At 64.0% G+C, this 25,368-nt stretch carries 19 protein-coding genes and 2 tRNA genes; 12 read left to right on the forward strand and 9 right to left on the reverse strand.

From position 1 onward, the window contains the following. Positions 1–3 precede the first annotated feature (3 nt). Together polA and CABTHER_RS10475 are read right to left on the reverse strand one after the other, a co-directional pair. Positions 4–2,676 (reverse strand): DNA polymerase I, encoded by a 2,673-nt coding sequence (gene polA, locus CABTHER_RS10470; RefSeq protein ID WP_014100612.1) that lies wholly within the window; start codon positions 2,674–2,676, stop codon positions 4–6. Between the two features lie 41 nt (positions 2,677–2,717). Next, the gene (locus CABTHER_RS10475) at positions 2,718–3,923 is read right to left on the reverse strand and encodes a pyridoxal phosphate-dependent aminotransferase (protein WP_049787500.1); all 1,206 of its coding nucleotides are present in this window, start codon (positions 3,921–3,923) and stop codon (positions 2,718–2,720) included. Positions 3,924–4,376: 453 nt separating this feature from the next. Here CABTHER_RS10475 and CABTHER_RS15990 point away from each other — a divergent pair, with 453 nt between their 5' ends. The 5 genes from CABTHER_RS15990 to CABTHER_RS10500 all read left to right on the forward strand — a co-directional run bounded on the left by CABTHER_RS15990 (position 4,377) and on the right by CABTHER_RS10500 (position 7,268). Continuing rightward, positions 4,377–5,486, forward strand: a complete 1,110-nt coding sequence (locus CABTHER_RS15990; RefSeq protein WP_014100614.1) for an RDD family protein — start codon at positions 4,377–4,379, stop codon at positions 5,484–5,486. A gap of 19 nt (positions 5,487–5,505) precedes the next feature. Beyond that, positions 5,506–5,590, forward strand: a tRNA-Leu gene (locus tag CABTHER_RS10485). A gap of 41 nt (positions 5,591–5,631) precedes the next feature. Continuing rightward, the gene (gene lpxK, locus CABTHER_RS10490; RefSeq protein WP_014100615.1) at positions 5,632–6,762 is read left to right on the forward strand and encodes a tetraacyldisaccharide 4'-kinase; all 1,131 of its coding nucleotides are present in this window, start codon (positions 5,632–5,634) and stop codon (positions 6,760–6,762) included. Between the two features lie 39 nt (positions 6,763–6,801). Further along, the gene (locus CABTHER_RS10495; protein WP_014100616.1) at positions 6,802–7,029 is read left to right on the forward strand and encodes a type II toxin-antitoxin system HicB family antitoxin; all 228 of its coding nucleotides are present in this window, start codon (positions 6,802–6,804) and stop codon (positions 7,027–7,029) included. Next, the gene (locus CABTHER_RS10500; protein WP_014100617.1) at positions 7,029–7,268 is read left to right on the forward strand and encodes a type II toxin-antitoxin system HicA family toxin; all 240 of its coding nucleotides are present in this window, start codon (positions 7,029–7,031) and stop codon (positions 7,266–7,268) included. The genes CABTHER_RS10495 and CABTHER_RS10500 overlap by 1 nt, the downstream gene beginning before the upstream one ends. An 880-nt stretch (positions 7,269–8,148) precedes the next feature. Here CABTHER_RS10500 and smc read toward each other — a convergent pair. Next, positions 8,149–11,931, reverse strand: a complete 3,783-nt coding sequence (gene smc / locus CABTHER_RS10505; protein WP_148264031.1) for a chromosome segregation protein SMC — start codon at positions 11,929–11,931, stop codon at positions 8,149–8,151. A gap of 199 nt (positions 11,932–12,130) precedes the next feature. On the opposite strand from smc, the gene CABTHER_RS10510 reads away from it, so the two are divergent. Both CABTHER_RS10510 and CABTHER_RS10515 read left to right on the forward strand, forming a co-directional pair. Continuing rightward, positions 12,131–12,207 (forward strand) — tRNA-Glu (locus CABTHER_RS10510). Between the two features lie 47 nt (positions 12,208–12,254). Continuing rightward, positions 12,255–13,211, forward strand: a complete 957-nt coding sequence (locus CABTHER_RS10515; RefSeq protein ID WP_014100621.1) for an ABC transporter ATP-binding protein — start codon at positions 12,255–12,257, stop codon at positions 13,209–13,211. Positions 13,212–13,222: 11 nt separating this feature from the next. Here CABTHER_RS10515 and sixA read toward each other — a convergent pair whose 3' ends face one another. Beyond that, on the reverse strand, positions 13,223–13,732 hold the full coding sequence (gene sixA, locus CABTHER_RS10520) for a phosphohistidine phosphatase SixA (protein WP_014100622.1): 510 nt from the start codon (positions 13,730–13,732) through the stop codon (positions 13,223–13,225). 53 nt (positions 13,733–13,785) lie between these two features. On the opposite strand from sixA, the gene CABTHER_RS10525 reads away from it, so the two are divergent. Beyond that, positions 13,786–14,367 carry a prephenate dehydratase domain-containing protein gene (locus CABTHER_RS10525; protein ID WP_014100623.1) on the forward strand — a complete coding sequence of 194 codons (582 nt, stop codon included), beginning with the start codon at positions 13,786–13,788 and terminating at the stop codon, positions 14,365–14,367. 33 nt (positions 14,368–14,400) lie between these two features. Here the strand turns inward: CABTHER_RS10525 and CABTHER_RS10530 are convergent, their stop codons facing one another. The 5 genes from CABTHER_RS10530 to CABTHER_RS10550 all read right to left on the reverse strand — a co-directional run bounded on the left by CABTHER_RS10530 (position 14,401) and on the right by CABTHER_RS10550 (position 21,621). Next, positions 14,401–17,388: a two-component regulator propeller domain-containing protein gene (locus tag CABTHER_RS10530; protein WP_014100624.1), complete on the reverse strand. Its 2,988-nt coding sequence runs from the start codon at positions 17,386–17,388 to the stop codon at positions 14,401–14,403. Continuing rightward, complete coding sequence (locus CABTHER_RS17040) at positions 17,321–17,674, reverse strand: ligand-binding sensor domain-containing protein (RefSeq protein ID WP_148264032.1); 354 nt, start codon at positions 17,672–17,674, stop codon at positions 17,321–17,323. Before CABTHER_RS17040 ends, CABTHER_RS10530 begins: the two co-directional genes overlap by 68 nt. Positions 17,675–17,841: 167 nt before the next feature. Further along, on the reverse strand, positions 17,842–18,816 hold the full coding sequence (locus tag CABTHER_RS10540; protein ID WP_014100626.1) for a hypothetical protein: 975 nt from the start codon (positions 18,814–18,816) through the stop codon (positions 17,842–17,844). An 11-nt stretch (positions 18,817–18,827) separates the two neighbouring features. Continuing rightward, positions 18,828–21,299 carry a PAS domain-containing protein gene (locus CABTHER_RS10545; protein WP_014100627.1) on the reverse strand — a complete coding sequence of 824 codons (2,472 nt, stop codon included), beginning with the start codon at positions 21,297–21,299 and terminating at the stop codon, positions 18,828–18,830. A 4-nt stretch (positions 21,300–21,303) separates the two neighbouring features. Continuing rightward, positions 21,304–21,621, reverse strand: a complete 318-nt coding sequence (locus CABTHER_RS10550; RefSeq protein ID WP_041569906.1) for a DUF427 domain-containing protein — start codon at positions 21,619–21,621, stop codon at positions 21,304–21,306. A gap of 257 nt (positions 21,622–21,878) precedes the next feature. Here CABTHER_RS10550 and CABTHER_RS10555 point away from each other — a divergent pair, with 257 nt between their 5' ends. The 4 genes from CABTHER_RS10555 to CABTHER_RS10570 are packed head-to-tail and all read left to right on the forward strand — an operon-like array spanning position 21,879 to position 25,327. Beyond that, a complete protein-coding gene (locus CABTHER_RS10555; RefSeq protein ID WP_014100629.1) occupies positions 21,879–22,367 on the forward strand; it encodes a PH domain-containing protein in 489 nt (162 codons plus the stop codon). After that, the gene (locus CABTHER_RS10560) at positions 22,364–23,497 is read left to right on the forward strand and encodes a hypothetical protein (protein ID WP_148264033.1); all 1,134 of its coding nucleotides are present in this window, start codon (positions 22,364–22,366) and stop codon (positions 23,495–23,497) included. The genes CABTHER_RS10555 and CABTHER_RS10560 overlap by 4 nt, the downstream gene beginning before the upstream one ends. Then, on the forward strand, positions 23,494–24,447 hold the full coding sequence (locus CABTHER_RS10565) for an alpha/beta fold hydrolase (RefSeq protein ID WP_014100631.1): 954 nt from the start codon (positions 23,494–23,496) through the stop codon (positions 24,445–24,447). The genes CABTHER_RS10560 and CABTHER_RS10565 overlap by 4 nt, the downstream gene beginning before the upstream one ends. Before the next feature lie 40 nt (positions 24,448–24,487). After that, entirely contained in the window at positions 24,488–25,327 is an 840-nt protein-coding gene (locus CABTHER_RS10570) for an ABC transporter permease (RefSeq protein ID WP_014100632.1), read from the forward strand. Positions 25,328–25,368: the final 41 nt, after the last annotated feature.

Consider the following 25,368-nt stretch of genomic DNA (forward strand, 5'->3'; position numbering starts at 1 on the left):
GTTTCACTTCGCTTCCAGCCAGTTTGTCCCGATGCGCGCCTCGACCACCAACGGCACGCGCAACGTCGCCACCCCTTCCATCACCGACCTGACCAACGCCGCCACCCCCGGTGCGTCATCCGCCGGCGCCTCCAGCAACAACTCGTCATGCACCTGCAACACCAGCCGCGCCCGCGGAAAAGCCGCCGGCAGCCGCCGCGCGACCTCAATCATCGCCAGCTTCATCAAATCCGCCGCCGTCCCCTGAATCGGCGCATTAATGGCCTCCCGCTCCGCCCGCGACCGCACCGTGAAATTCCGACTGTTCAGGTCCGGCATCCGCCGTAAACGCCCATACAGCGTCCGTACCACACCCGTCCGCCGCGCGTTCTCCGGCGTCTCCTCCATGTAGCGCCGGATGCCGGGATATGCCGCAAAATACGCATCTATTGCCTTTTTGGCCTCCTTGCGCCCGATGCCCACATTGCGCGCCAGACCATACGCCCCAACCCCGTAGGCAATCCCAAAATTCGTCGCCTTCGCCAGCCGCCGCGTCGCCTGAAGTTCCTCCGGCGTCTGCGCCCCAAACACATCCCGCGCCGTCCGCTCGTGGATGTCCTCCCCGGCCTGAAAGGCGGCCGTCATCCGGGCATCCTCCGTGATGTGCGCCAGCAAACGCAGCTCAATCTGCGAGTAGTCCGCCGAAATCAGCCGACAGCCTTCCTCCGCCACAAACGCCCGGCGCGTACGCCGTCCCATTTCCGTCCGAATCGGAATGTTCTGCAGGTTCGGACGTACCGACGACAGCCGCCCCGTCGCCGTCACCGTCTGGGTAAACGTCGTGTGCAAACGTCCCGTGGCCGGATGCACCAGACGCGGCAGGACTGTCACATACGTGTTCAGCAGCTTCTCATGCTCCCGGTATTCGAGAATCAACCGGGGCAGGTCGTACCTCTCCGCCAGCTCTTCCAGCACATCGGCGCTGGTCGAAATCCGGCCCGTGGCTGTCTTTTTTGAAGTCTCGTAGTTGAGCTTCTCAAAAATGTCGGCCACCTGCTGCGGTGAGTTGATGTTGAACGGCTCCCCGGCCAGTTCATAAATTTCGGTCGTCAACCGCTCCAGTTCCCGGCGCAGCTCGGCTTCAAGCTCAACCAACGGGGCGGGATCGATCCTGACACCGGCACATTCGACATCGTAGAGCACCGGCGTCAGCGGCAGTTCCATCGTCTCGTACACTGTCAGCAGCCCCTCGCTTTCCAACTTCGGGCGCAACACCGCCTGCAACCGGCTGACCACATCCGCCGGGTCAAGAGCCTGCACGGCCCCCGCCTCCAGCCCCAGATACGTTTCAGCCAACCCGGTCAGCGTCAACCGCTCGGCCTTGACGCCAGGATCAAGCAGATACCCCGCCAGATGTACGTCGTCACGCAGACTCTCAAACCGGAAGTCCTGCCCGGAAGCCAGCGCCTCCGTCGCCGGTACGCCACTGTGCGGCGGACAGTTGATGAGATACAGCGCACGCTTGGCGTCATGGCAGGCCTTGTTGACCAGCCCATTGGCCAGGATTTCCAGCAGACCATCCCGCGTCCCGGCATCCAGCGCGGCACGTTCAAAGCGCAGAGCATGCCCCGGGCCAAACGACAGGCTGCCGCGCGTCATCACGCCAGCGTCGTCTTCAAAGTGAAACGCAAAGCTGTCACGCGCATAGACGCTGTCAAACGCGCGGCGCAGGCCCTCGGAAGTGGCCAACTCGTGGTAGCTGGTCGTCACGGCGGCGGTCGGCGTTGCGGACGGAACCTGCTCCGCTGCCGCCAGCAGTTTGGCAAATTCAGCCGTCAGTGCCTTGAACTCCAGCGCCGAAAAAAGCTCATAGCAGGCGGCAGCGTCCGGCGGCTGGCTGCGAAAGGACTCCAGGTCCAGCGTCACAGGGGCTTCCTGGCAAATCGTCACCAGCCGTTTCGCCAGCGCAATGGTCGCCTGGTGATCGCGCAGGGCTTCCCGGTACGTCTTGCGCGACACCTCCGCATGGCGCGCCAGGGCCTCATCCAGCGAGCCGAACTGGCGGATGAGCTGCACCGCTCCTTTTTCACCAATGCCGGGCGCACCGGGGATGTTGTCAGAGCTGTCGCCCCAGAGTGCCAGCACATCCACGACCTGCTCCGGCGGCACACCTATCCAGGCTTCAACGCCGGCCCGGTCGCACCACACAAACTCACCGGACTTGTTATCCACCCGCAGAATGCTGATGCCGTCGCGGACAAGCTGCGTCATGTCCTTGTCGTTGCTGACAATGACCGCTTCCAGCCCCTGCTCCACGGCCAGCCGTGCCAGCGTGCCGATCAGATCATCGGCCTCGTAGCCATCCACCTTGACACGCGGAATCCGCAGCGCGTCACAGACTTTTTCGATGACCGGAATCTGCTCCTGCAAATCCGCCGGCATCTCGGCCCGGTTGGCCTTGTAGTTCTCAAACCACGCCTTGCGAAACGAAGGCGCGGCCGAATCCATCGCCACCACGAGGTACTCCGGCGCATAGGTCTTTTGCAGCTTGCGCACAATCGAGGTAAAGCCAAAAACGGCGTTGGTCGGCTGGCCGGACTTCGTCGCCAGCCCCCGTACGGCATAGTAGGCGCGGTAAATGTGCGCCATGGCATCAATCAGAAACAGGCGGTGACGGGCGTTCGGTGAAGTCGGCATACGTAAAGTGGCGTGCCCGCGTACAGGGCCAGACAACGGCGCTAGACAGTGCGCTGGCGCAGATAATCGCTCAGCGCCGTCAACCCGCGCTCGATGGCTTCCAGCGAAAGTGAATAGCTCAAACGCAAGTGACCTTCACCGGCGCAGCCGAAGGCCGTCCCCGGTACGGTCGCCACCCGCGCTTCATCCAGCAGCCGCATGGCAATTTCGGCGCTTGTTCCCCCCAGCGCCGATACGTCGGGAAACACGTAAAACGCTCCGGCGGGCACCGGCTTTACCGGCAACCCAAGTTCGGCAAGCCCGGCTATCAGACGGTCGCGCCGCTGCCGGTATGCCGCCCGGCATTCCTCAAAAAAGCTCGCCGGTACATCGCGCAGGGCCGCCAGGGCTGCCCACTGCGTCGGCGTGCTGACCCCGTTGGTCGAGTAGAGCACCGAAGTCTTGATGCCGGTGATGAACGGCTCCGGCGCGACGGCGTAGCCCAGCCGCCAGCCCGTCATCCCGTAGGACTTCGACAGGGTATAGACCGAAATCGTCCGCGCGTACATCCCCGGCAGACTGGCGATGGAGATATGTTCGCCCTCATACACCAGGTCTTCGTAGGCTTCGTCCGATACCACTACGAGATCGTGCCGCTGGGCAAAACCGGCGATGGCCTCCAGGTCGGCGCGGGTCAACACCTGCCCGGTCGGATTGTTGGGTGAGTTGACGAGAATCGCACGGGTACGTGGCGTCAATCGCGCTCTCAGCACCGTCTCAATGCCTTCGGCGCGCATCCGGGCCGCTTCCACACACACGGCGCGGCCGCCGGTCATGTGGATGAGATCGCGCGTGGGCGTCCAGTAGGGCGACGGCAGCAGAACTTCATCGCCCGGATCAAGCAGGGCATTGAACGCGCCATACAACCCCTGCATCCCGCCCACGCCGACAACCACGTGCGCCGGCTCGGCCGGAATGCCGTTTTTTGCCCGTACCTTGTCCACAATGGCTTCGATAAGCGGCGGAATGCCACTTGACGGCGCGTAGCGCGTCTTGTTTTCAGCCAGGGCACGGCGCATGGCTTCCTTGATAGGCTCCGGGGTCTCAAAGAACGGCTCGCCGCCCTCGAACTGATGGATGGTTTCACCGGCCGCCTTAAGTTCCAGGACGCGATTCCGAATGCGCACGATTTCGGAAAAGCCGACATCAGCGAACCGGACGGACAAACGCAGGTTGGAGCCGGTTGGCAAAGGAGTGGGTGCAGACATCTCTTTTTCCTCGATGACTTGGCTTCTTTCGATAGGCCGGGGTGAGCCGTACGTATGTTCCATCACACTGGATGAACAACCAACCTTACGCCATACCGGGCAGCGCCTGCCAGTCCAAAGGTTTCGGCCGGGGGCCGCAGGGCTGTCCACACCGCCTTGTGAAACATCTGTCCTTCAAGCACTTCTACGTTTTGGGCTAAAGTTTTGCTTTCGCTTTGACAACCCCCTGTGGCTCTGCTACGGTCGGGGCCTTGGAGTCAAGGCATCGTTCGACCAGGGATTCACCGGCTGCCCGCACCGATGGGTCTTCGCAACGGTGCCGGGGCACGTTTTCCGCAAGAAAACGTCATGATTTGCTCTGTTTGTGGGTATATCCAGGCCGACACGGAACGGGTGTGTCGGCGCTGTGGTCACATCGCTCCAACGCGGAATAAACCTGCTTCTTTGGCACGTATGGAAAGCAACCTGCCACCGACGAATACCGAAGTGCCGGGCGCTGGCGGCCCCTTCCCACGCGAAGTGCAGTCCGCCGGTACCGTTCCGGCCTGGCGCGCCGAGTTGAGTGCGCGGGTGCGGCAGGTCAAGGCGCGGCGGATGATGGAATCCGAACTCGAAGCGGCCCGCCGTGAGCAGCGCGGCAGCGCCGGACGGATTGCAGCCCCCGGCGCGTCCGCCACAACAGCTTCCGCGCAGGCCGCGGACGATCAGGCCGCAGAGATGACCGGGGCCGTCCCGTCGCCGGGCGCAGATACTCCGGCGGAATCCCTGCCGCTGGATGACCTGGAAGCCATCGAAAATCCCCTCGTGCGGGGCGCCCTGCGGCGCGTCCGCCGGGCGGCAGAATCACCGCGCCCACCCGCCAGCTTTCCGCCCCGGCGGGCAAGCAGCCTGACGCCGGAAGTTCTGACGGTCACAGCCACAGCCGTGACCACCACGGCACCAGCGGCCGAAGTCCCGCCGTATCTGGACATCAGCGAAATCGCCAGTGAACTCGATGCCGCGCTGGGCGACTTTGACCTGCCCACCGAACCGCCGGCCACGGAAACGAAACCTCCAGACACACCCGCTGCGGCCCCGGAATCAACGCCATTGCCTACGGCAGCGGCAGCTCCGAAACGACACCTGCGGCGCATCCGTCCGCTTGTGCGCGAACGGGTTTTGGCCGGCATCATGGATAGCGCCGTCGTGGCACTCTCGTGCCTGCCGCTGCTGTTCGTGGTTGTCCTGACGGGAACACCCCTGTTTCATCCGGGCGTGGCTGTGGTTGTCGCCTGCGCGGCGGCGCTTCTGGCGGGCATGTACCTGTTCGGCACCGTGACGGTCGCCGGGCAGACTTTCGGCATGATGTATATGGGCCTGCGCGTGGTGAGTATCTACGAAGACCACGACCTCAATCCCGTCCAGGCGCTGCTCCGTACCCTTGGCTGCGGGCTGTCCCTGCTGCCGCTCGGCGCGGGTTTTCTGTGGGTTCTCATTGACCGTGACCAGCGCGGTTGGCATGAATACCTCTCGGCGACGCAAGTCGTGCGCGAGTGGTACGTCGAGACACTTCCCGAAGCGTGACACGTGGGAGTGAAAACGGGCCGGGGTGGCGGAATGGTAGACGCAACGGACTTAAAATCCGTTGCTCCGCAAGGGGCGTGCGGGTTCGACTCCCGCCCTCGGCACTCCCAGCAAAGGTCCCAGCAAAGGTTCGGTGCGCAGTTTCATGCCCTGGCCGCCGGCGGCCATTTCCGCTGAAACCCTGTCTCCTGCTGCGCGGGCGGCGCTGTACGTCCCGGCCAAAGTGTACGAACTGGGCGTGCGGCTGCGCATGGCGCTCTACGAGACGGCTTACCTCAAGCCCAGGCAGCTCAGCAAGCCGGTCATTGCTGTTGGCAACATCACGGTTGGCGGAACGGGCAAAACACCGCTGGTCGAATACATTGCCCGTTATCTCACCGACGAAGGCCATGAAACCGTCATCCTGACACGCGGCTACGGGCGTACGGCGACGGACCGGACGCGGGTGATACTCAACGACGGACAACCTCTGCCGGACTGGTCGCTGGCGGGCGACGAGCCGCTGATGCTGGCGCGCCGGTTGCCTGATGTCAAAATCATTGTGGGTGCTGACCGCTACGCCAACGGCCGCTTTGCCGAAACAACCTACGGTTGTGATGTGTTTGTCCTCGATGATGCGTTTCAGCACCTTCAGCTTGCGCGCGACCTGAACATTCTCGTCCTGGACGCCACTGACCCCTTCGGCAACGGGGACCTGCTCCCTTTCGGCCGCCTGCGTGAACCGCTCTATGCCCTTCGACGAGCTGATGCCATTGTGGTCACACGGACAGACCGCACCTTTGACCAGGAACACCTGTTGAGCGTGCTGGCGGCATGTGAAGTCACGGCTCCGGTGTTTTTTGCCTACCACGACATTGTGGGTGTCCACGAACTGGGAACGCGCCGGGCACAGGCGCAGCGCAGCCTCATCGGGACGCCGCTGGGCGTGTTTTCGGCGCTGGGCAATCCGACCATCTTTGAAGACGACCTGGCCAACCTGGGGGCCAATCTCGTTTTCAAAAAGCAATTTCCCGACCATCACCGCTACACGGCCGCCGACATCGCCGCCCTTGTTGCCGAGGCCAAAGCTGCTGGCGCGCAGCGGCTGGTGACGACCGAAAAGGATGCCGTCAAGGTCGAAGGCTTCGACTTTGGCGGTCTGCCGGTCTCGGTCGTCGAAATCAAGACCATGTTCGACGAAGAAGTGGGCTTGAAAAGTTTGCTGCTGCGAACGATTGTGAAAAAGAAGGGCAGGTTGGGTCGCCACGCAGGCAGTGCAGGCGGGAACAGTCGGTGATACTGTGTTTATATCTTGGCGTTTTCAGGAGTCAGGGCCGTGACAAAAGCATTCAAAATCATCGTGGAAAAGCACTCCGACGGCTATGTTGCCTACCCCCTTGGTCTAAAAGGTGTGGTGGTTGGTCAGGGAGATACCTATGAAGAAGCACTTGCCGATGTGAAATCGGCGATCAGCTTCCATATTCAGACATTCGGGCCGGATGTTATTGAAGGTGAAGAAGCCATCCTGGAAGCGTTTATTGCAGAGACAAGCGTAGGGGTCTGATGCCCAGGTTCCCAGTTGATGCGCCTGTTGAGCGAGTCATCAAGGCGCTGGAAATCCTGGGCTTTCGCCTACTCCGAGAAGGCAACCACATCGCGATGGCGCGCGAAAACCCGGACGGGACGCGAACGCCTTTGACAATCCCTAATCATCGTAAGATCAAGGGGTCAACGTTGCGGACAATTCTCACTCAATCCAGCATACCCAGAGAAGACTTCTTGAGAGCCTACGATGCTACATAATAGGGGGCGGCCCAACCTGCGCTGCAACCAACCGCCCTTCGCGCTGGCCTCCGCTGTGCTTCGGCTTTCTGCGCTTCGGGCGGCGGCTGAGCGCGAACGTTCTACCGCAAGTAGTTCCGTATCTTCTGCCAGTCGCCGTCCGCGCCCTTCGCTGGCGCGTTGCACACTGGCGGCGACCACGGATGCACGTCACTATGTTTGTTATTCGCGCCACTTTACGGCGTATCTTCGAGGTGCCGGCCTCTATCGGGGAACTGTGTGAATTCTTCGCCGACCCACGCAGTTTCGCCCGCCACATGCCGATCATCGAACACATCACCCCGGTGGCTGACAGTGATGATGTCACCCGCTGGCGCTTCTGCGTCCGGGTGCCCATCGTGGCGCCCATCACGTGGGAGTTCGTTATGTACCGGCGCATCCGGGCGGAAACCGGCGAGATTGCCTACTCGGCCGCCGAAGATTCACCCGACTTCTTCCAGTGCGACGTTCACGTGCGCCCCAACCCCAATGGCGCTACGGATGCCGATGTGCGCCTGCACATGCGCGTCTGGCGGCCGCGCGCGCGGGACATCCATCCGCTAGCCGGCATCGTTGGCGAACAGTGGATTTCGCGGGTCGTCACCGACCGGATGGACAAAATGGCCACGGCCTTTGTCACCAGCGGACTGCGTGAAATCCAGGCCCGCACTGCGGCCGCCCACACCACATCCCTATCGGTAACTCCCCTGCCCGATGCCGGTGCAACGTCTGAAGATCAGCCCTTGTCGCCACTAGTGGCGGCGACATTTGCCACAGCGCCGCACGCAACGCATGTCAACGGGTACGGTGAAGTCCCTCCCCCACTTGACCCGGAGCCGGTTCCAGCGTCCGCTGACCAACCTCAGCCGATGACGCCCAGCGTGCTGGAAACAACGTCGGCGTCCGACGATGCAACCTCCGAAGCAGAAGCCGTTGGCGTCACGGAAGGCTTGTCATCGAAGCGTACGGAGAGCAGTTTGGAGACGCCCGGCTCCGGCATGGTCACGCCATAAATCGAGTCGGCGGCTTCCATGGTGCGCTTGTTGTGCGTGACCACGAGAAACTGCGTGTGCCGACTCATCGCCCGTACCTTTTCGGTGAAGCGGTCAATGTTGGCTTCGTCAAGCGGTGCATCCACTTCATCCAGCACACAGAACGGACTCGGCCGGTAGCGGAAAATGGCCAGTATCAGCGCCATGGCCGCCATGGCCTTTTCGCCCCCGGAAAGCAGCAGCACCGACTGCAACCGCTTGCCCGGCGGCTGGGCGACAATCTCGATACCGGACTCCAGCGGGTCATCCGGCTCGATGAGCAGCATTTCGCCCCGGCCGCCTCCGAACAGTTCCTGGAAAATTTCCCCGAAATAGGCATTGATGCGGTCAAAAGCCTCGCGGAAGCGATGCTTCGTGCGCTGGCGGATTTCCCTGAGCGTCTCTTCCGTTGCCGCTATCGAATCCAGAACATCCGCCCGCTGCGCCGTTAGAAATTCGTGGCGGCTTTCGGCTTCAGCCAGTTCTTCCAGCGCCAGCATGTTGATGGAGCCAAGGGCCGCAATGGACTCCTTGAGTGTCGCTATCCGTTCTGACAGTTCCCGTTCCAGTGGCTCCGGGTCCGATGTCGGGACCTCGGCCGGTGGCAGCGCGTCCAGCGTGCAGCCCAACTCGGTCTGGCAGTGGCGGTCGAGATACTCCAGTTCAGCCGCGATTTTGGCGGCACTGACTTCAACCGTCGCCAGCCGTTCCCGAAGGTCACGTTCCACGGCCTGGGCCGCCTGCTGTTCACCGTCGAGACGTTCCAGTTCCCGGCGGCTGGCGGACAAACGGGCTTCGGCAGACGCTACCTGCTTCAGGGCTGCGGCAACGGCCGCTTCCGCTGCCACTTCCTGGCTCAGGCACGCGGCAAGCTGCTGCTGACAGTCACTGCGGCGCGTCTGAAGTGTGGCGCGCTCAACAGCCAGGTGCGCCAGGCGTTGTTCCAGTTCGCGCCATTCCCGTTCGAGCCGCCGCAGTTCCCCTTCGGCGGCGCGGTGACGTTCCAGCCGGCCGGCCGCCTGGGTACGCAACTCGGCCAACGCCTGCGCGGCCGTCTCAACCGCCGGACGAAGCTGCGCCAGGCGTTGCTGCCCGGCCAGCACAGCCTGTTCGGCGGTTTCCCGCTGGGCAATGGCTGCGGCAAGTTCGGTTTCCAGGGCGGTGCGCCGGGGCGCAAGCTGTCCGGCTTCAGCGTCGAGCTGGCGCTGCTCGGCGGCCACGACAGCGACGTGCTGGTTGGCCCGCTCCACGTCCCGGCGGCGCTGGGCAACCTCCACGGCCTGGGCGGCCCGGTGGGCTTCAAGCTGGCGCAGTTCGGCATCCAGGGCGTCGCACTGCTGCCGCGCCGCCGCCTGCCGGGTCGCCAGTTGCGCCTGTTCCTGCTCCAGTGTTGCCAGGGTTTCGGCGGCGGCCCGTGCCTCGGCATGCAGGGCGCGCAGTTCACGTTTGACACGCAGAATGCTCTTGGCCGTTCCCCGTCCGGCCGTCAGCCGCAGCGCACCCAAAACCTGCTCGCCGGCCGGAGTGATGAACAGCCGCGCCGGGTCATCGGCGGATGCTTCCAGAGCCGCCTCCAGCGACGGTACCAGCCGGGCTTCGGCCAGATGTGGGAAAGACTGCCGTACGGCGGCCGCAAGGTGCTCCGGTACACCCAGCACATCCCAGAAATGCGTCGGCGGCGATTCCGGTCTGGTGGCGGCCGCGCCGGCCCCATCGGCGCCGCCATGAATGCCCGTCACGAGCAGGGTGGCGCGTCCGGCCTGGGCAGCGGTCAACCAGTCGGCGGCCGCCCGCGCTGCGGCTACCGTTGGCACGATGACTGCCTGCAAAACTTCGCCCAGCACATCTTCCACGAGGCTTTCGTAGCCATCCCGCACCACGAGAACGTCAGCCAGCGTGCCAAGCGGCTGGAAACCGGGAATCTCCGCGGCCCGCTCAAAGAGCAGCCGCACCGTGGATGTGTAGTGGGCATGCTGCCGGTCGAGTTCCTCCAGTGCCTGCCGGCGGTCTTCGGCGCGCTGGTGCGCCCGCCGGACTTCAGCCAGCCGGTCGGTCAGTGCCCGGTGGGCGGTCTGCACTTCAGCAAGTGTTGTCTGCGCCGCCGTCAGTTCCGCCTGAACGGCGGCCAGCCGTTGCTCGTGATCGTGCAAAGCGGCCTCCGCCGCGGCGCATTCGGCCAGTGCCTGGGACTGCCGTTCGGCCGCGCGGCGCTGTTCCTGTTCCAGCGATTGCCGCTGCCGCGCCAGCCGGGTGGCTGCCTCGGTAAGCTGTTCAACCTGGTGCCGGAGTCGTTCGGCGCGGGTCAGGGCCGTCAAATGCTGCTGGCGGGCTTGTTCATAGTCCGTTTCGGCAGTGTGTACCTCGGCGACGGCCGCCTGATGCTTCCGGTTGGCCTGGGACAGTTCGGCCTCGATGGCCGCCAGTTCCGCGGCCAGTTGCGCCGTCTGTGTCTGCGCCTGTGCCAGAGCGTCCTGCAACCAGCGTTGACGTTCGGCCGTCTGCTCGCTGGCGGTGGCCAACTCGGCCGCCCGCTCATCGAGACGCAGCACCTCGGCTTCCAGACTGGCCTTGGCGTGTCGCAGCCGTTCGCGTTCGCGTTCGGCGGCCGACGCTGCCGAACGCGCGGCGGCAAGGTCATCTTCGGCCTGCCGGGTCGCTTCACGTGCGGCGGTCAGGGCCACGGTCAGGCGGGACAGTTCAGACCGGCACTGCGCATGCTCAGCCGCCAGCGCGGCCTGGGTTCCCGTCAGAGACACCCGGCTGGACTGCAAACGCGCGTAAGCCAGCGCCAGATATTGCCGCTGGGCCGCCCGGAGTTCTTCCCGCAGGGCGACGAACCGGCGTGATTTCTGCGCCTGACGCTTGAGATTGGCGATGGAGCGCTCAATTTCGCCGATGAGATCGGTGAGCCGGGCCAGGTTCTGGCGGGTGGCTTCGAGCTTGAGTTCGGTCTGGTGGCGTTTGGCTTTGAAACGTCCGATGCCGGCGGCTTCTTCGATGAGCGCCCGGCGTTCCTGGGGCTTTGCGGAAAGCACCTGTCCGATGCGTCCCTGCTCGATGATGGCATAGTGCGCCCGGCTCAGGCCCGTGCCGCTGAAAAAATCCTGGATGTCACGCAGCCGGCAGAGGCGGCCGTTCATCAGGTAGTCGCTGTCCCCGCTTCGGTACAGCCGGCGTCCGATGGTGATTTTCTCCCCGGCGAGCAGGCGTGGCAGCCGGGGACGCCGCCGGGCCGCAGCCGCCGGGGGATCGGTTGCCGTGGCGTCTTCCTGCACTGACTCGTTGGCGGCCAGCAGGGCGACGGTTGGCTCGTCAGCTTCCGCCAGCGGACGCCCCTCGGCAAGGTCCTCCACGGCGGTGAAGGTCAGCGTGACTTCCGCCAGGCCCAGCGGCTTCCGCTGCCGGGTTCCGTTGAAGATGACATCCTCCATTTTGCCGCCGCGCAGATTTTTGGCCGACTGTTCCCCCAGCACCCAGGTGATGGCATCCACGATGTTGCTTTTGCCGCAGCCGTTCGGACCCACAATGGCCGTGACGCCAGGATGGAACAGGACTTCGGTGGCGTCGCAAAAGCTTTTGAAACCACGGAGTTCGAGTTTATCGAGACGAAGCATGGCGGGTTCAGACCGGGCGCCGGTGGAGGCCGTTCGCGCCGCAAAGCGCAAGATGTGCGCTTTCAAGCGATGCCAGACACTAAAGGTTGCGGCCACGGGCTGTCAATTGTTGACCTGCCGGGCGTTTCCGCCAGCGCGGACGACACCCGTGAACCGGCTTGGCGTAAGGCACACCTTGGGTTACAATCGCCGGTTACGGGCCGCTATGGTGTAACCGGTTAACACGCCGCCCTCTCACGGCGGAGAGTACGGGTTCGAGCCCCGTTAGCGGTACCACCCCGACCGCCTTCTCATCCCATCCTGTCAGGTTGGCTTTCCCGCACATGGCCTTGCTCGTCGTCGAAGGGCTGCGGACGCACTTCCCTACCCGCGCGGGTGTCGTCCCGGCCGTGGATGACGTGTCGTTGACCATTGAACGGGGCGAAACGCTGGCGCTGGTCGGCGAGTCGGGTTCGGGAAAGTCCGTGACGGCACTTTCGATCATGGGTCTGGTGTCGCCGCCCGGACGCATCGTTGCCGGCCGTATCAGCTTTGCCGGACGTGAGTTGCGTACGCCGGCCGAAGCTGCCGCGCTGCGCGGTTCGCACATGGCGATGATTTTTCAGGACCCGATGACCTCGCTCAACCCGGTCTTTACCGTCGGGGAACAGATCGCGGAAGCTCTCCGCCGCCACAAGGGGCTTTCGTCCCGTCAGGCCTGGCAGCAGGCGGTGGAGGCGCTGGCGTCAGTGGCCATTCCCGATCCGGCACGGCGCGCCCGCCAGTATCCCCACGAAATGTCCGGCGGCATGCGCCAGCGCGTCATGATTGCCATGGCGCTCAGTTGCAACCCGCAGCTGCTTATTGCCGATGAACCAACCACGGCGCTCGATGTGACGATTCAGGCGCAGATTCTGGAACTCATCGCCGTCCAGCAGCGGGAGCGCAACCTGGGCGTGCTGCTCATCACGCACGACCTGGGCGTGGTGGCGCAGGTGGCCCACCGGGCCGCCGTGATGTACGCCGGGCGCATTGTCGAGACCGCACCGGTCGAAATCCTGTTTTCACGTCCGCAACACCCGTACACGCAGGGACTTCTGGCAAGTGTGCCGCGTCTGGGGCGGCAGGAAGCGCGCCTGCCGACCATTGAAGGCGTCGTGCCCAAACTGACGGCCCTGCCGCCCGGCTGCGCCTTTGCCCCGCGCTGCCCGGAAGCCCGGCCGGAGTGTCGGCAGGGCGAGCTGGCCCTGAAAGTCCTCGACGCGCAACAGGGCCACGCCGTCCGCTGCGTCCGACGCTAAAGCCTTTGCCATCAGGTGGCCGCCAGCAGCCGGAGTTGCTTTGGCGTGAGAAACCACCGCAGCGTCGCCTTGCCGCCGCCCAGCCCGAAGCGCCCGTCCACGCGGCAGAGAGCGCCTTTTTTGAAGTCCAGGCGGTCGGCATCGAGGCTTCCCCAGACCAGAAAGGCCACCAGCCGGCTCAGGTCAGGCTCATGCCCGACCAGCAGGACGCTGCTGCCGCGTTCCAGACGCAGCAGCGCCTGGATGACCCGTTCCGGTGCGGCACCCAGGGCGAGTTCCGGGACTTCCCGCAGGCAATGGGGCTTTTTGAGGACTTCCGCCACGATGTCCGCTGTCTGGCGCGCGCGTGCCAGCGGACTTGTCCAGATGGCGTCGAAGTCGAGTTCCAGCCGGCGCATGGCCTGGGCGGCCGCCCGCGTGTTGGCACGGCCTTCCGCCGTCAGTGTCCGTTCGGCATCCGTGCGCGAGCCATCGGCCCCCACGTCGTGGGCAATGGCGTGGCGCATCAGGTACAGTTCCATGGCAAGTCACCTCTTTTCCTGAGCAAAGCATCGGCCGGCGGGAGCGCCAGGCAATGACCACCGAAACCAACCTACCATCCCCGGCTTCCGCGCCGCGTGTGGCATTTCAGGGCGAACCGGGTGCGTACAGTGAAATGGCCGCGGCCCGGTTCGGGCTTCCACAGCCCTACCCGACCTTTGCCCGGGTGTGCGCCGCCCTGCTCGCACGGGAGGTCGAGTTGGGCGTCCTGCCGACGGAAAATGCCATTGCCGGCCCCGTTCCTGAAGTGCAACAGCTTCTCGCCACCCAGCCGCTGGTCGTGGTCACGACGCTGTGGCTCCCCATCGAACACTGCCTGCTGGGGCTGCCGGACGCCACGTTGGCCACGGCAACCCACGTTCTGTCGCACTGGCAGGCGCTGCGGCAGTGCCGCCGCTTTCTGGCCCGGCATCCGCACCTGCGCGCCACAACGGTCTATGACACCGCCGGCGCAGCGCGGCTGGTGCGGCAACAGGCGCGGCCCAACCTGCTGGCGATTGCCTCGCGCCAGGCCGCCCGGCACTACGGGTTACAGGTTGTGGCCGCGCAGATTGCCGACCGCCCGGACAACGCCACCCACTTCGTTCTGTGCCGCGCTGCGGCAGGCACTCCATAACAGCCGGGCAGGCCGTCTCCGACGGCGGCGCACTCAGATTGCCTCTCCGTTCCGGGACGGGGATGGCAGCGCCACACGGAATCCGAACACCGTGATGTCATCCCGTTGGGCTTCAGCCCCCATGTGGGCCGCCAGCTCGGCTTCGAGCCGGACACACTGCTCGGCCGGCAGCAGCCCGGACACGCTGACCAGCACTTCCAGCAGGCGGCGCGCCCCGAACTTCTTTCCCCGGTCATTTGACTGGTCGGCAAAGCCGTCCGTGGTGAGATACAGCATCATGCCGGGCATCAGCGTCACCTGCTGCTGGGTGAAGCGCCGGGGGCTGCGTTCACGGCTGCTGCCGCCGACCGTCGCCCGGTCGCCTTTGAGTTCGGTCAGTACGCCGTCGGCCACAAGGTAGAGCGGTCGGCGCGCCCCGGCAAAAGTCAACCGCCCCGTTTCCCGCTGCAGGGTGCAGACGGCGGCATCCATCCCGTCCATCAGCGCTTGGCGTTCGCCCTGCCTGAGCACGCGCTGAATTCCGTGATGAAGCTGGTGCAGAATCTCGGCCGGCTGCCGTACGCCCTGGTCAGCCACGATTTTCCCAAGCAGGTCACTCCCAATCGTGGACATAAACGCTCCCGGCACACCGTGACCGGTACAGTCGGCCACGACCAGCACCACTTCCCCATCCTGCTGGTGCAGCCAGTAAAAATCGCCCGATACGATGTCCTTTGGCTTCCACAGGACGAAATGCTCGCCCAGTGCCGCCGTCAGTGTCTCGGCCGAAGGCAGCATCGCCTGCTGAATTGCCCGGGCATAGCTCAGGCTTTCCAGCATCTCATGCCGCTGGGTTTCGATTTCCAGGTTGCGCGCAGCAAGTTCCTCGTTCTTGCGCGTCACTTCCTGCGTTCGTTCGGCAACCTTCTCCTCCAGCCACCGGGTACGCGCCACCAACTGCCGCAGCCGCCAGCGCACGCCACCGTACAGCGCCAGCCCGCCCAGCGTGACAAACCCGATGCAGGCCGGCCACGTCTGCCACCACGGCGGCCGTATCTCCAGCGTCAGCAATGGCTTTCCAGTCCCCCACACGCCGTCGTGATTGGCCGCCATCACCCAGAACCGATACTGCCCCGGCGGGAGATTCGTGTAACTCACCTCCCGGCGCTCTCCCATGTCGCGCCACTCACGGTCGAAGCCTTCCAGCCGACACCGGTAGCGATTGTCTTCCGGGACGTGAAAATCCAGCCCGGCGTAACCAAGGTCAAGGGCATTCCGGTCATGCGGCAGCCTGAGCGCCATACCTTCCCACGCCGGCTGCGCCACGCCGCTGACCCGCACCTCCGTCAACACCACCGGCGGCGGGACCGGGTTGTTCACCAGATTGGACGGATGAAACACGTTGAGACCATTCGTGCCACCAAAAAACAGTTCCCCACGGGCATTGCGAAAGGCTGAAACGCGGTTGAATTCCGGCCCCTGAAGCCCATCGGCCACGGTGTAGGACCGGAAGTGCATCCTGACCGGGTCGAAGTGCACGATGCCGGCGTCGCTGCTGAGCCAGAAGGTTCCATCCGCGTCGGGAAACATCGCATAGCAGTTGTTGTGTGGCAGACCGTCCCGTTCCGTGATGTGGGTGAAGGTTTCCCGCGCGGCATCGAAGCGGCACAGCCCGGCCCCTTTCGTCACCATCCACAGCGTTCCCTCCCGGCCCTCGGCAAAGTGCGTGACATAAGGCATGCCATATTCCGGTCGTGTGTCCACGCGATACTCCCGGTACGACTGGTGCACCGGGTCGTAGCGCAGGGCGCGATAGGCCAGGCCAATCCACATCTGTCCATCCCGTGGCGAGACATGGATGGTCTGAACATCAATCCGTCGTACGGACGAGGCCTGCTGCACATCAGGCGTGTGGTCCCGGCATTGCCGTCGGTCGGGTGAGATTTCGTACAGGCCTTCTGCGCCGCCGACCCAGAGCGCGCCCCGGGCGTCTTCATATATGACCTGTACCCACACCTTGCCCGGCAGCGCCGGCAGGCTCTGGAAGCTTCCCCGCACCCGGTCCAGCCGCTGGAGGCCGAACGTTGTTCCCACCCACAGGTCGCCCCGCCGGTCTTCATACACGGCCCAGACCTCATCTGAACGCAATCCCCGGGGATCGGCAGGGCGGGCGCGGTATCGCGTCACACGGCTGGTCTGCCGGTCAAGGCAGTTAAGGCCGCCGTGCTGGGTCGCCACCCAGACGTTCCCCTGCCGGTCTTCAAAGATGCCCCGGATGTAGTCATTCGACAGGGAGTTTTCGTCAAAAGGGTGATGCCGATAGAGTTCAAACCGGTTGCGGGTCGGGCAGAAGCAGAACAGTCCGGCAACGGCATCGCCAAACCACAGCACGCCGGCACGGTCGCGCAACACGCAGTCCAACTTGGACGTGACCAAAGCGCCCGGGCGTTTCGGATTGGGCGCAAACGTCTGACAGGTGCGGCGGTGGAGATCGAGTTGCTGAAGCAGGCCGCCGGGTCTGCCCAACCAGACGGTCTGGTCTTCCCACAGGAGCACTGCCGCCCTGGATTGTCCCACAGCCACTTCCGTCGGCAGGGCATCCAGTGCCCTGCCCATCGTATCCAGTTGCATTACGCAACGTTCCCGGACCGGGTCGAACAGTGCCAGGGCGGAATCCCCCACGGCCAGGCGCAGCCAGCCCTCCGGCGTCATTCCATGGATTCGCCATCCTCCACCCTCCACGCCATCCTTTGAAACCAGCGCCGGAAACACCACCCTTGCCTCCCCGGCTGCCGGATCGAACCGCAGCACTCCACCCGCGCCGGAAAGCCAAAGTTGCCCCTCCCGATCTTCAAAGGTCTGATACACACCGCGGCCGGGTATGTTCAAATCGCAGCGGCGGAAGTCTTCCCGCTGGCGGTCCAGTCGCCACAAGCCACCTTCGGCGCACACCCACAGGATGCCCTGCCGGTCTTCATAAAAACTGTGGATTCGCTCGTACCGCGACTGGCTCGCGTAGCCAACAAAGGTAGCGGGTTTCATACAGTTGATGAACAAAGTTGCCCGGCAGGGAGCCGGGTTGGTCGGGCTGGTGGCGATACACCCTGAAGGTCCGCCCGTCGTAACGATTCAGTCCGTCTTCGGTGCCAATCCAGAGAAAGCCACGCTGGTCCTGCCAGAGGCAATGAATCGCATCACTGGACAGCCCTTGTTCACGGGTGAACCGCTCGAAGACGGTCGTCGCCGGACGTGGGTCGCCCAGGGCAGACAGAAGCGCCATCTGCCAGCCCATCAGGAGCACAAGACTACGGAGCCACCACCATCGCATGGGAAATACGTCGACACCCCGTTGCCTGTCCCGGACAGGGTGCACACGGAAATGCCTTGCAAGAGCGTCAGCTTACACACGCCGGGGGCACGAGTGTAACCACCGCCACACAACCGGGCAGCACTTTTTCACAGCCCTGGGCTGATGTCTATCCAGCCGTGCCCGGGTCAGCCGGGCATCTCGCTGAGGGCGGCAGCAAAGAGCGGAATGAGCAGCTCGTGATGCCCCGTCAGGGCAATGCCGCGGCCGCGGCTGCCGGCCACCGGACGGCGTACGACGTTGGTCAGCGGGCGATAGTGCTGGATGAAATCAAAGTTGACCGTCGTGAAGTCGGTCAACGGATAGCCCAAGTTGCGCACCGTCGTCACAGCCTTGAGAAACACTTCCGGCAGGATGACGGCCGAACCGAAGTTCAGGTACACGCCGCCGTCATGCAGTTCCCGCACGAGGCTGCACAGCAGGCGGAAGTCGTGGTGCGTGGCCGCGCCGATGTGCGCCCCGACGGCCGTAGGGTGAATGTGCGTGATGTCCGTGCCGATGGCGACGTGTACCGTAACCGGGATGCGCCGCCGGTATGCCTGGACGAGCACCGACTGGTCGGCGTAAGGCGGCTGTGCCGCTTCCAGCCAGCGGCCAAGTGCCTCGCCCAGCCCGATGCCATCCGCTGCGGCGGCTGTGCAGGCGGCATTGATGCCCCGCCCGGTTTCCTCCGCGCCACCAAAAGCGCCGCGCCCCAGGGTGGCATCCACGTCTTCCGAAGTCGCCCCGACGAGCGCAATTTCAAAGTCGTGAATGGCGCTTGACCCGTTGCCGGCAAGGGCCGTAATGAAACCCCGCGCCATGAGGTCAATCAGGATGGGGCCCAGCCCACACTTGATGACGTGGCCGCCGAAACCGGCAATCACCGCGCGCCCCCGGCTCCGGGCAGACCGCACGGCCGTAACGGCGGCGCGCAGTTCATTGACGGCAAGCAGGTTGGGCAGGGAAGCGAAAAAGGTCTGGAGACTCGCCCCCGGCGGACATGGACGGGACAGATCACGCGCCGAAACCTTGCTCGGACGTTCCGCCAGCGGATAAGTGTTCAGTCCCGTGAACTCCAGCGGCGGCGTGGCATAGCAACTTTTCGGCGGCAGATCATCCACGACAACGCACCTCAACTCCCGGCAGGGGCCGCCTGCAACAGCTCACCGCGTGGCAGGAAAATGCGGAAGGTTGTCCCTTTGCCGACTTCGCTTTCGACGGTGATGAACCCTTTGTTCTGGGCAATGATGCCTTCAACCACGGACAGGCCCAGCCCCGTGCCCTTACCGACGGGTTTGGTCGTGAAAAACGGCTCGAAGATGCGCTGGCGCACCTCCTCGCTCATCCCCGTGCCGGTATCGGACACGGCCAGCATGACGTAGGGGTGCATCTGCATGGTTTCGTCGCGGACGGCCTTCCGCCGGAACATTGCCCGGCTGCGCGTTTCCGGCCGGGCCTCATGCCAGACATTGAGTGTCATCAGCGTCAGCGTACCGCCCTTGGGCATGGCATCCCGCGCATTGACGGCCAGGTTTGTCAGCACCTGCTCCAGTTGTTGCCGGTCAGCCACCACGATGCCCAAATCCGGCGACAGGTCGGTGACGAGGGTAATGTGCGGCTCCAGCAGCGGGCGCAGCATACGGACGGCATCGAGTACCAGATCATTGAGATTGAGGGGTGCAAGCTGCTGCGGCTGTTTGCGCCCGAAGGCCAGCAACTGCCCGGTCAGGACGGAAGCCCGCGAAACGGCCGTCAGAATGTCCCTGGCGTAGCGGTGGAGCAGATCAGGCGAGGAACGCTCGACCGAAGTCGGCGCAAGGCGGCGTTCGAGCAGACCGGCGTACCCGGCAACAACCGTCAACAGGTTGTTGAACTCGTGGGCAATCCCGGCGGCCAATTGTCCCGCGGCTTCCATTTTCTGGGCATGCCGCACCTGTTCTTCCAGCAGGCGCTGCTGGGTGATGTCCTCGATCATGCCCAGCAGGTACTGTGGCTGCTCCTCGCCGTTGCGCAAGGCTACGACCGTCAGCCGTCCCCATACCACCTGACCATGTTTGGTAAGGTAGCGTCTTTCCGTCTGAAAACTGGACAGCTTGGCGTCTTCGACCAGCCGGCGGGCCAGGCGCATGGACTCTTCAGTGTCTTCAGGCGGAATGAAATCCGTATGCGGCCGTCCGACGATCTCTTCCGGCGCGTAGCCCAGCCACTCACAAACCGCACGATTGGCACGCAAAATCTGTCCGGTCAGCGACACGAGGACAATGCCCAGTGGGGCGGCATCGAAAATCCGGCGGAAACGTTCCTCACTTTCGCGCAGGGCGCGTTCGGACAGCCGCCGCTCGGTCAGGTCCCGCCCAATCCCCTGAAAGGCCACCGGCGTGCCGTTTTCCAGCACGAGCCAGGTGATCATCTCCAGGGTAATCCGGCGGCCGTCGCGGGCCAGCAGGGTTGCCTCATAGCGAACCGTTGTTTCCGTGCCATCGAGCAGGGGTTTGATGGCCGCCAGTGCAACCGGGCGGCTTTCCGGCAGGAGGAGGTCCACCACATTGATGGAACGCGCCTCGTCCCGCCGATACCCGAACAGCTTTTCCGCTGCCGGATTGATGTCCAGAACGTGACCCTGCAGGTCATGGCAGTAAATGACATCCTGGGCGCTGTCAAACAGGGTGCGATAGCGCGCCTCGCTTTCGCGCAGGGCTTTTTCCATCTGCCGGCGCTTGGTCACGTCCCGCGCCGTGCCGTGGATGCCTACCGGTACGCCGTGCTCATAAAACAGCCGGGAGCTGATTTCGAGCGTAACGCGCTGTCCGTTTTTGGCAATGACATCGAGTTCGTACTGTGTCGTTTCCGTCTTCCCGGCGAGTTTGTCGGCAATGGCTTGCAGCGCCCGCGCCCGGTGCTCCGGCGTAACGATGTGGGTCAGCGTCAGGTGCCTGGTATCCGCCGGGGTGTAGCCCAAAACCCGCTCGACCTTGCGGTTGATGGAGAGAAAACGGCCCTCGAAGTCGTGGACATAGACGATGTCGTTGGCATTCTCGAACAGGTCACGGTAGCGCGCTTCGCTTTCACGCAACGCCTGCTCGATGTGCTTGCGGTTGGTGATGTCGCGCAAGATACCCTGGATGGCGACTGGCCGGCCATCCCGAAACAGAAGCCGGGAGTTGACTTCAAGCGTCACCCGCCGCCCATCCTTGGCGATGAAATCCGCCTCGTAGTGCAACTCGACGTTCCCGCCTTCAACTTTGTCACGCAGCGCCCGGCGTACCCGTTCGCGGTGCTCAGGAACGACGAGGTGTGAAAACTCCCGCACCGACATCGCCTGAATTTCCTCGGCGCTGTAGCCCAGAATGCGCTCGCCGGCCGGACTCCAGGCCAGACGGCGGCCATCGAGTCCCAGTACGAGGATGATGTCGGAAGCGCCGTCAAAGATTTCCCGGTAACGCAGTTCGCTTTCGCGCAGGGACTGAATCGTCCGGCCGGCTTCCTGCAGCGCCGCTTCAAGCTGGGCGATGCGCTGCTGTGCTGCCGCCAAGGACGTGTCCCCGGCTGGCAGCGGCTCACACTGACCTTCAAAACCGGTTGCCGTCCCAGCTTCGTCCATCATTGGCTTATGCGCGCTCTTCCACCGTGGTCAGACGGTCGCCGGCGTAAAAGCCATAGCGCCCCGCAATCTGCTCGTAGCCCGGTTTTGGGCTTGGATACACCCAGGCCACCTGCGGCGTCGCATGTGCGCCGTCGTCAAAGTTCACCCAGTTGCACGTGCCTTTGTAACCGCACGTGTAGGTGTTGGCCGTCACCTTGAGCACGTCCTGATTGACGGCCGCCGGCGCAAAATACCAGTTGCCTTCAAAGGCAAGCACCTGGTTGGGATCATCCGTTGTGGCAAGCACAGTTCCCGTCGCGCGTTCCTTGATTGTCACCCGCATATTTTGACACCACTGACTGAACCTACGGTTTCGGGAACGGCCGTCTGCCGGCCGCAAAACATCGTGATAGTAACACTTGAAGGCGTTCTGGCGCTGGTTGCGTTCCGCATCATAGCGCGATTTGCCGCTCATGCCAGCACGGGCAGTCCGAACATCTGGCAGCAGCGGCTACCCTCGTGGCAACGTTTGGCGTACAGTTACGCCCACTCACGAACCGGCCACAACGGTCACTGGCAGTCTGGAGGTTGCGCTGCACGATGACGGACCCGGCTTCAACGTCACCCCCCGCACCGGTCGTTTTTCGCCAGACCTTTCTTTTTGTCGGGCTGTGGTATGGGTTGGCTGTGGTGCTCACGCTGATTCTGGTTGTTCTGGGTGGCATTGTGGAAGCCCTCATCTGGACGCGCCTGGCTCCGGCTGTTCCCTTTCTCACGATTGGCCTCTGCCTGGTGCCCTTTGGCGTGGCGCTGTGGAAACATGCCCACCAGTGGGCTGAAACCTACACGCTGACACCGGACAAAATCGAAATCAGCACCGGGATTTTCTCCAAAACGGTACGCAACATCCCCCTCTCCAAAGTGCAGGACGTGACCGTGGAGCAGACGCTGCTGCAACGCCTGTTTGGGTTGGGCCATGTGATTGTGGACAGCGCCGCCGCGACAGGAAACATCACCCTGCGGCATATTCATCAACCACGCGCCGTGGCAGATCAGATTCTCCAGCGCGCCGGAGTCCAACACCCATGACGCAAATATGGCGCTCCCGGCAAAGAGAACGTCTGTGGTGGTGCGTGGTGTGGGGCTGGCTGCTTCTGAGCAGCGCCACGGCGCTTTCCGGGCCGGCGGCCCCAGGGCAGCGCGTCATGCGCGACGAAACCGCCGGACGGCCGTTTCCCACCCGCGAGTTGGGCATCCGCCAGAGCTTTTCGCCAAACGCGCCGTGGCCGGCCGACATTGCAGCCGCTGATGAGCGTGCTCTGGCACGGGAATTTGGCGTGACCTGGCTGCACCGCGGCCGGCGGGAGGCCATCAGCTTTGTGATGTACCGGTGTCCGAACCAGGGGCGCGCCTTGGGACTGGCCAGGCTGATTGGCGGCGAGGCCCTGGGCGACACCGTGCTGACGCTCGCCGCTGGTGACGACACAGAAAAACGCGCTGCCGTCCGGTCTTTTCTGCGGGACAAACTCACGGCCTGGCAGGCGACGCTTCCGCCGGAAGAAACCGATCCACGTCCGGTCGTGCTACGCAAGCTCCCCACCCAGGCCCTCCGGCCCGACACGGAGCACTATGTGGTTGGGGCATTGGGACTGGGACGCGCCACCTGGTTGCCGGCCCCGGCTCTGCTGACGCCGCCGGGCAGCGCCTTTGCCTGGGCCGACTACACGCCCGCCGCGCCCTTTGACCACTTTCTGATCGCTGAATATCCCACGCCGCAGGATGCCACGGCCGCCATGGAAGCCGCCCGGCGGCTGGCTTCGGCCACCTGTCTGGTGGCACGCCGGGGCAATTTCATTGTGATTGCCGACGGCATCCGCGACCTGCTCCGCGCGCAGGCGGCGGTGGAGCGCGTTGAGTACGACTATGTTGTACGCTGGCTGGGAGCCCCCCCACCCCGTTTCGGTACGCCAGCCCGCACACCGCAACAGGACATTCGCAACGTCGGCCAGCTTCTCGTCAGCGTTGCTTCCTTTGTCGTCCTGGCCGGGTTTGGCATGGTGGTGCTTGGCACAGTGGCCGGCGGGGCATTCTTCTACTGGCGCCGACAGCGGGCCGGCGATGGCTTCATTGCGGCCGACACGATGCTGCGGCTCGATCTTCACGAAAGCCGGACGCTGCCCGACACCCGGAGGGCGTCCGTCAAGCGGTTGACCGATTGACCACCCAACCAGAGTTTGTATTTGCCACCGAAAAGTTCTGCCGCCATCTCGATGAGCTTGCCGCACGGGAACGGCGTGAAACTGCCCCGCTCCAACTGGCGGTCCTGGCCACGATGCGCGAGTTTGCCAGCCGGGCCCGGTTTATCCGGCTGGGCGGTATCCGGCATCACGCCTATGAGTACGGCCCGGTGGACGGCCCTGCCGTGATGCTTCTGCACGGCTGGGACTGTTCTTCCTACTGGTTCTATCGGCTTGCCCCCGCGCTTGGGCAGCACGGCTTCCGGGTCATTGCCTTCGACTTTCGCGGCCATGGCTTTTCCGACGCCGATCCACAGGATGACTACACCCTGCCCACCCTGGCGCAGGATACACTCCGCCTGGCTGACCTGCTGGGCATCCAACGCTTTCACCTGGTGTCGTTTTCGCTCGGTTCGGCCGTGGCGCTGCTGGTCGGCAGGCTGGCGCCGGAGCGCGTCGGACGCCAGGTGGTGATGAACTTTGGACTCTTTGACTACAGCGCGCTGCGGGCGCAGCTTTTGCCTCCCATTCTCAAGACGATCTTCGACACCCTTCGGCGCATCCCTTCAAAAACCCTGGTGTATCGCTACGTTTCCCTGACGCTTGCGCAACGGGAAGTTACGTGGTGCGACGTTGAAATGGGATTCACCAGCCTGGTGTACTGCCATTCCCAGGCCGCTTTTTTAGCCGTTACCGACCTGGTCCGCCAGGAACGGGTGGCACAGGTGCAACAAGCCACCGGACAGGCGCATCCGACGCTGGTCATCACGGGCGAATTTGATCCCGTCGTTCCCTTTGCCGACAGCTTACGGCTGGCCCAGACCATCCCGGTGGCCCGCCTGCACATTCTGCTGCGCACCGGACACCTGGTGCTGTTTGAGCGGCCGGACGACATTGAACGGCTGACCGCCGAGTGGCTGGCGGCTGACTGAGGCACCGTTGGCGCGGAGCCTACCGGCGCGGAGCCTACCCATGAGAGACGATCTGCGTGGCATCATCGCCCTGACGGCACTGACCTTCCACGAAGCGCGCCAGCGCAAGGTGCTGCTGCTGGCCTTTCTTCTGGGTCTTCTGTTTCTGGGGCTGTTTGCGTGGGGCGCCCGCGCCACGGCCCGGCAGGCGGACGACCTGCCGCTGGCCATTGCCCGCATGCAGTTGAATTTTCTGACGCTGGCCGGGCTGTACGTCGTCAACTTCCTCGTTGCTGTCACCGCTGTGGCGCTGCCGGTGGACACGCTGTCGGGCGACATGGCTTCGGGCATCATCCACACCCTGCTGACGAAGCCGTTGCACCGTGCGGCGATTGTCATCGGCAAGTGGCTGGGCTTTCTGGCGCTGCTGACGCTCTACTTCAGCTTTATGGCCGGGGGTGTCCTGGGGGCGACGTGGCTGCTGGCTGGGTACGTCCCGCCCGGCGTCTCTGCCGCCTTTCCTCTGATGTGGCTGGGAGCCGTCGTGCTGCTGACGATGACCATTGCCGGCGGCACACGGCTTTCGACGCTGGCCAACGGCGTCGTCATTTTCGGGCTGTACGGCATTGCCTTCATTGGCGGCTGGATGGAACGCATCGGGACAGCGCTGGGAAATGCCACGGCGCGGAATCTGGGCATTGTCTCAAGCCTGCTCGTGCCGACCGAAGTGATGTGGCAATACGCAGCAACTTTCATGCAGCCCGCCCTGCTGCGGCAGGCGGGACTGACGCCCTTTTCGGCAGCTTCCACACCGTCGCCGCTGATGGTGGTCTGGGCCATAGGCTGCATTGCCGTCAATCTGGCGCTGGCCATGTGGTGGTTTGCCCGGCGCGACCTGTGACCGATTTGCTGTGTCCGGCAGCGGGACGTATGGTGGAAGAA

It is taken from the genome of Chloracidobacterium thermophilum B (assembly GCF_000226295.1).
In the GTDB taxonomy this organism is placed as follows: Bacteria; Acidobacteriota; Blastocatellia; order Chloracidobacteriales; family Chloracidobacteriaceae; genus Chloracidobacterium; species Chloracidobacterium thermophilum.

Coding starts and splice junctions, on each gene's coding strand:
- lpxK (WP_014100615.1), top strand. CDS start 5,632: ATGCCCTGGCCGCCGGCGGCCATTTCCGCTGAAACCCTGTCTCCTGCT.
- CABTHER_RS10530 (WP_014100624.1), bottom strand. CDS start 17,388: ATGAAACCCGCTACCTTTGTTGGCTACGCGAGCCAGTCGCGGTACGAG.
- CABTHER_RS15990 (WP_014100614.1), top strand. CDS start 4,377: ATGGAAAGCAACCTGCCACCGACGAATACCGAAGTGCCGGGCGCTGGC.
- CABTHER_RS17040 (WP_148264032.1), bottom strand. CDS start 17,674: ATGCGATGGTGGTGGCTCCGTAGTCTTGTGCTCCTGATGGGCTGGCAG.
- CABTHER_RS10550 (WP_041569906.1), bottom strand. CDS start 21,621: ATGCGGGTGACAATCAAGGAACGCGCGACGGGAACTGTGCTTGCCACA.
- CABTHER_RS10570 (WP_014100632.1), top strand. CDS start 24,488: ATGAGAGACGATCTGCGTGGCATCATCGCCCTGACGGCACTGACCTTC.
- CABTHER_RS10525 (WP_014100623.1), top strand. CDS start 13,786: ATGACCACCGAAACCAACCTACCATCCCCGGCTTCCGCGCCGCGTGTG.
- CABTHER_RS10560 (WP_148264033.1), top strand. CDS start 22,364: ATGACGCAAATATGGCGCTCCCGGCAAAGAGAACGTCTGTGGTGGTGC.
- polA (WP_014100612.1), bottom strand. CDS start 2,676: ATGCCGACTTCACCGAACGCCCGTCACCGCCTGTTTCTGATTGATGCC.
- CABTHER_RS10515 (WP_014100621.1), top strand. CDS start 12,255: ATGGCCTTGCTCGTCGTCGAAGGGCTGCGGACGCACTTCCCTACCCGC.
- CABTHER_RS10545 (WP_014100627.1), bottom strand. CDS start 21,299: ATGATGGACGAAGCTGGGACGGCAACCGGTTTTGAAGGTCAGTGTGAG.
- CABTHER_RS10555 (WP_014100629.1), top strand. CDS start 21,879: ATGACGGACCCGGCTTCAACGTCACCCCCCGCACCGGTCGTTTTTCGC.
- CABTHER_RS10475 (WP_049787500.1), bottom strand. CDS start 3,923: ATGTCTGCACCCACTCCTTTGCCAACCGGCTCCAACCTGCGTTTGTCC.
- CABTHER_RS10500 (WP_014100617.1), top strand. CDS start 7,029: ATGCCCAGGTTCCCAGTTGATGCGCCTGTTGAGCGAGTCATCAAGGCG.
- smc (WP_148264031.1), bottom strand. CDS start 11,931: ATGCTTCGTCTCGATAAACTCGAACTCCGTGGTTTCAAAAGCTTTTGC.
- sixA (WP_014100622.1), bottom strand. CDS start 13,732: ATGGAACTGTACCTGATGCGCCACGCCATTGCCCACGACGTGGGGGCC.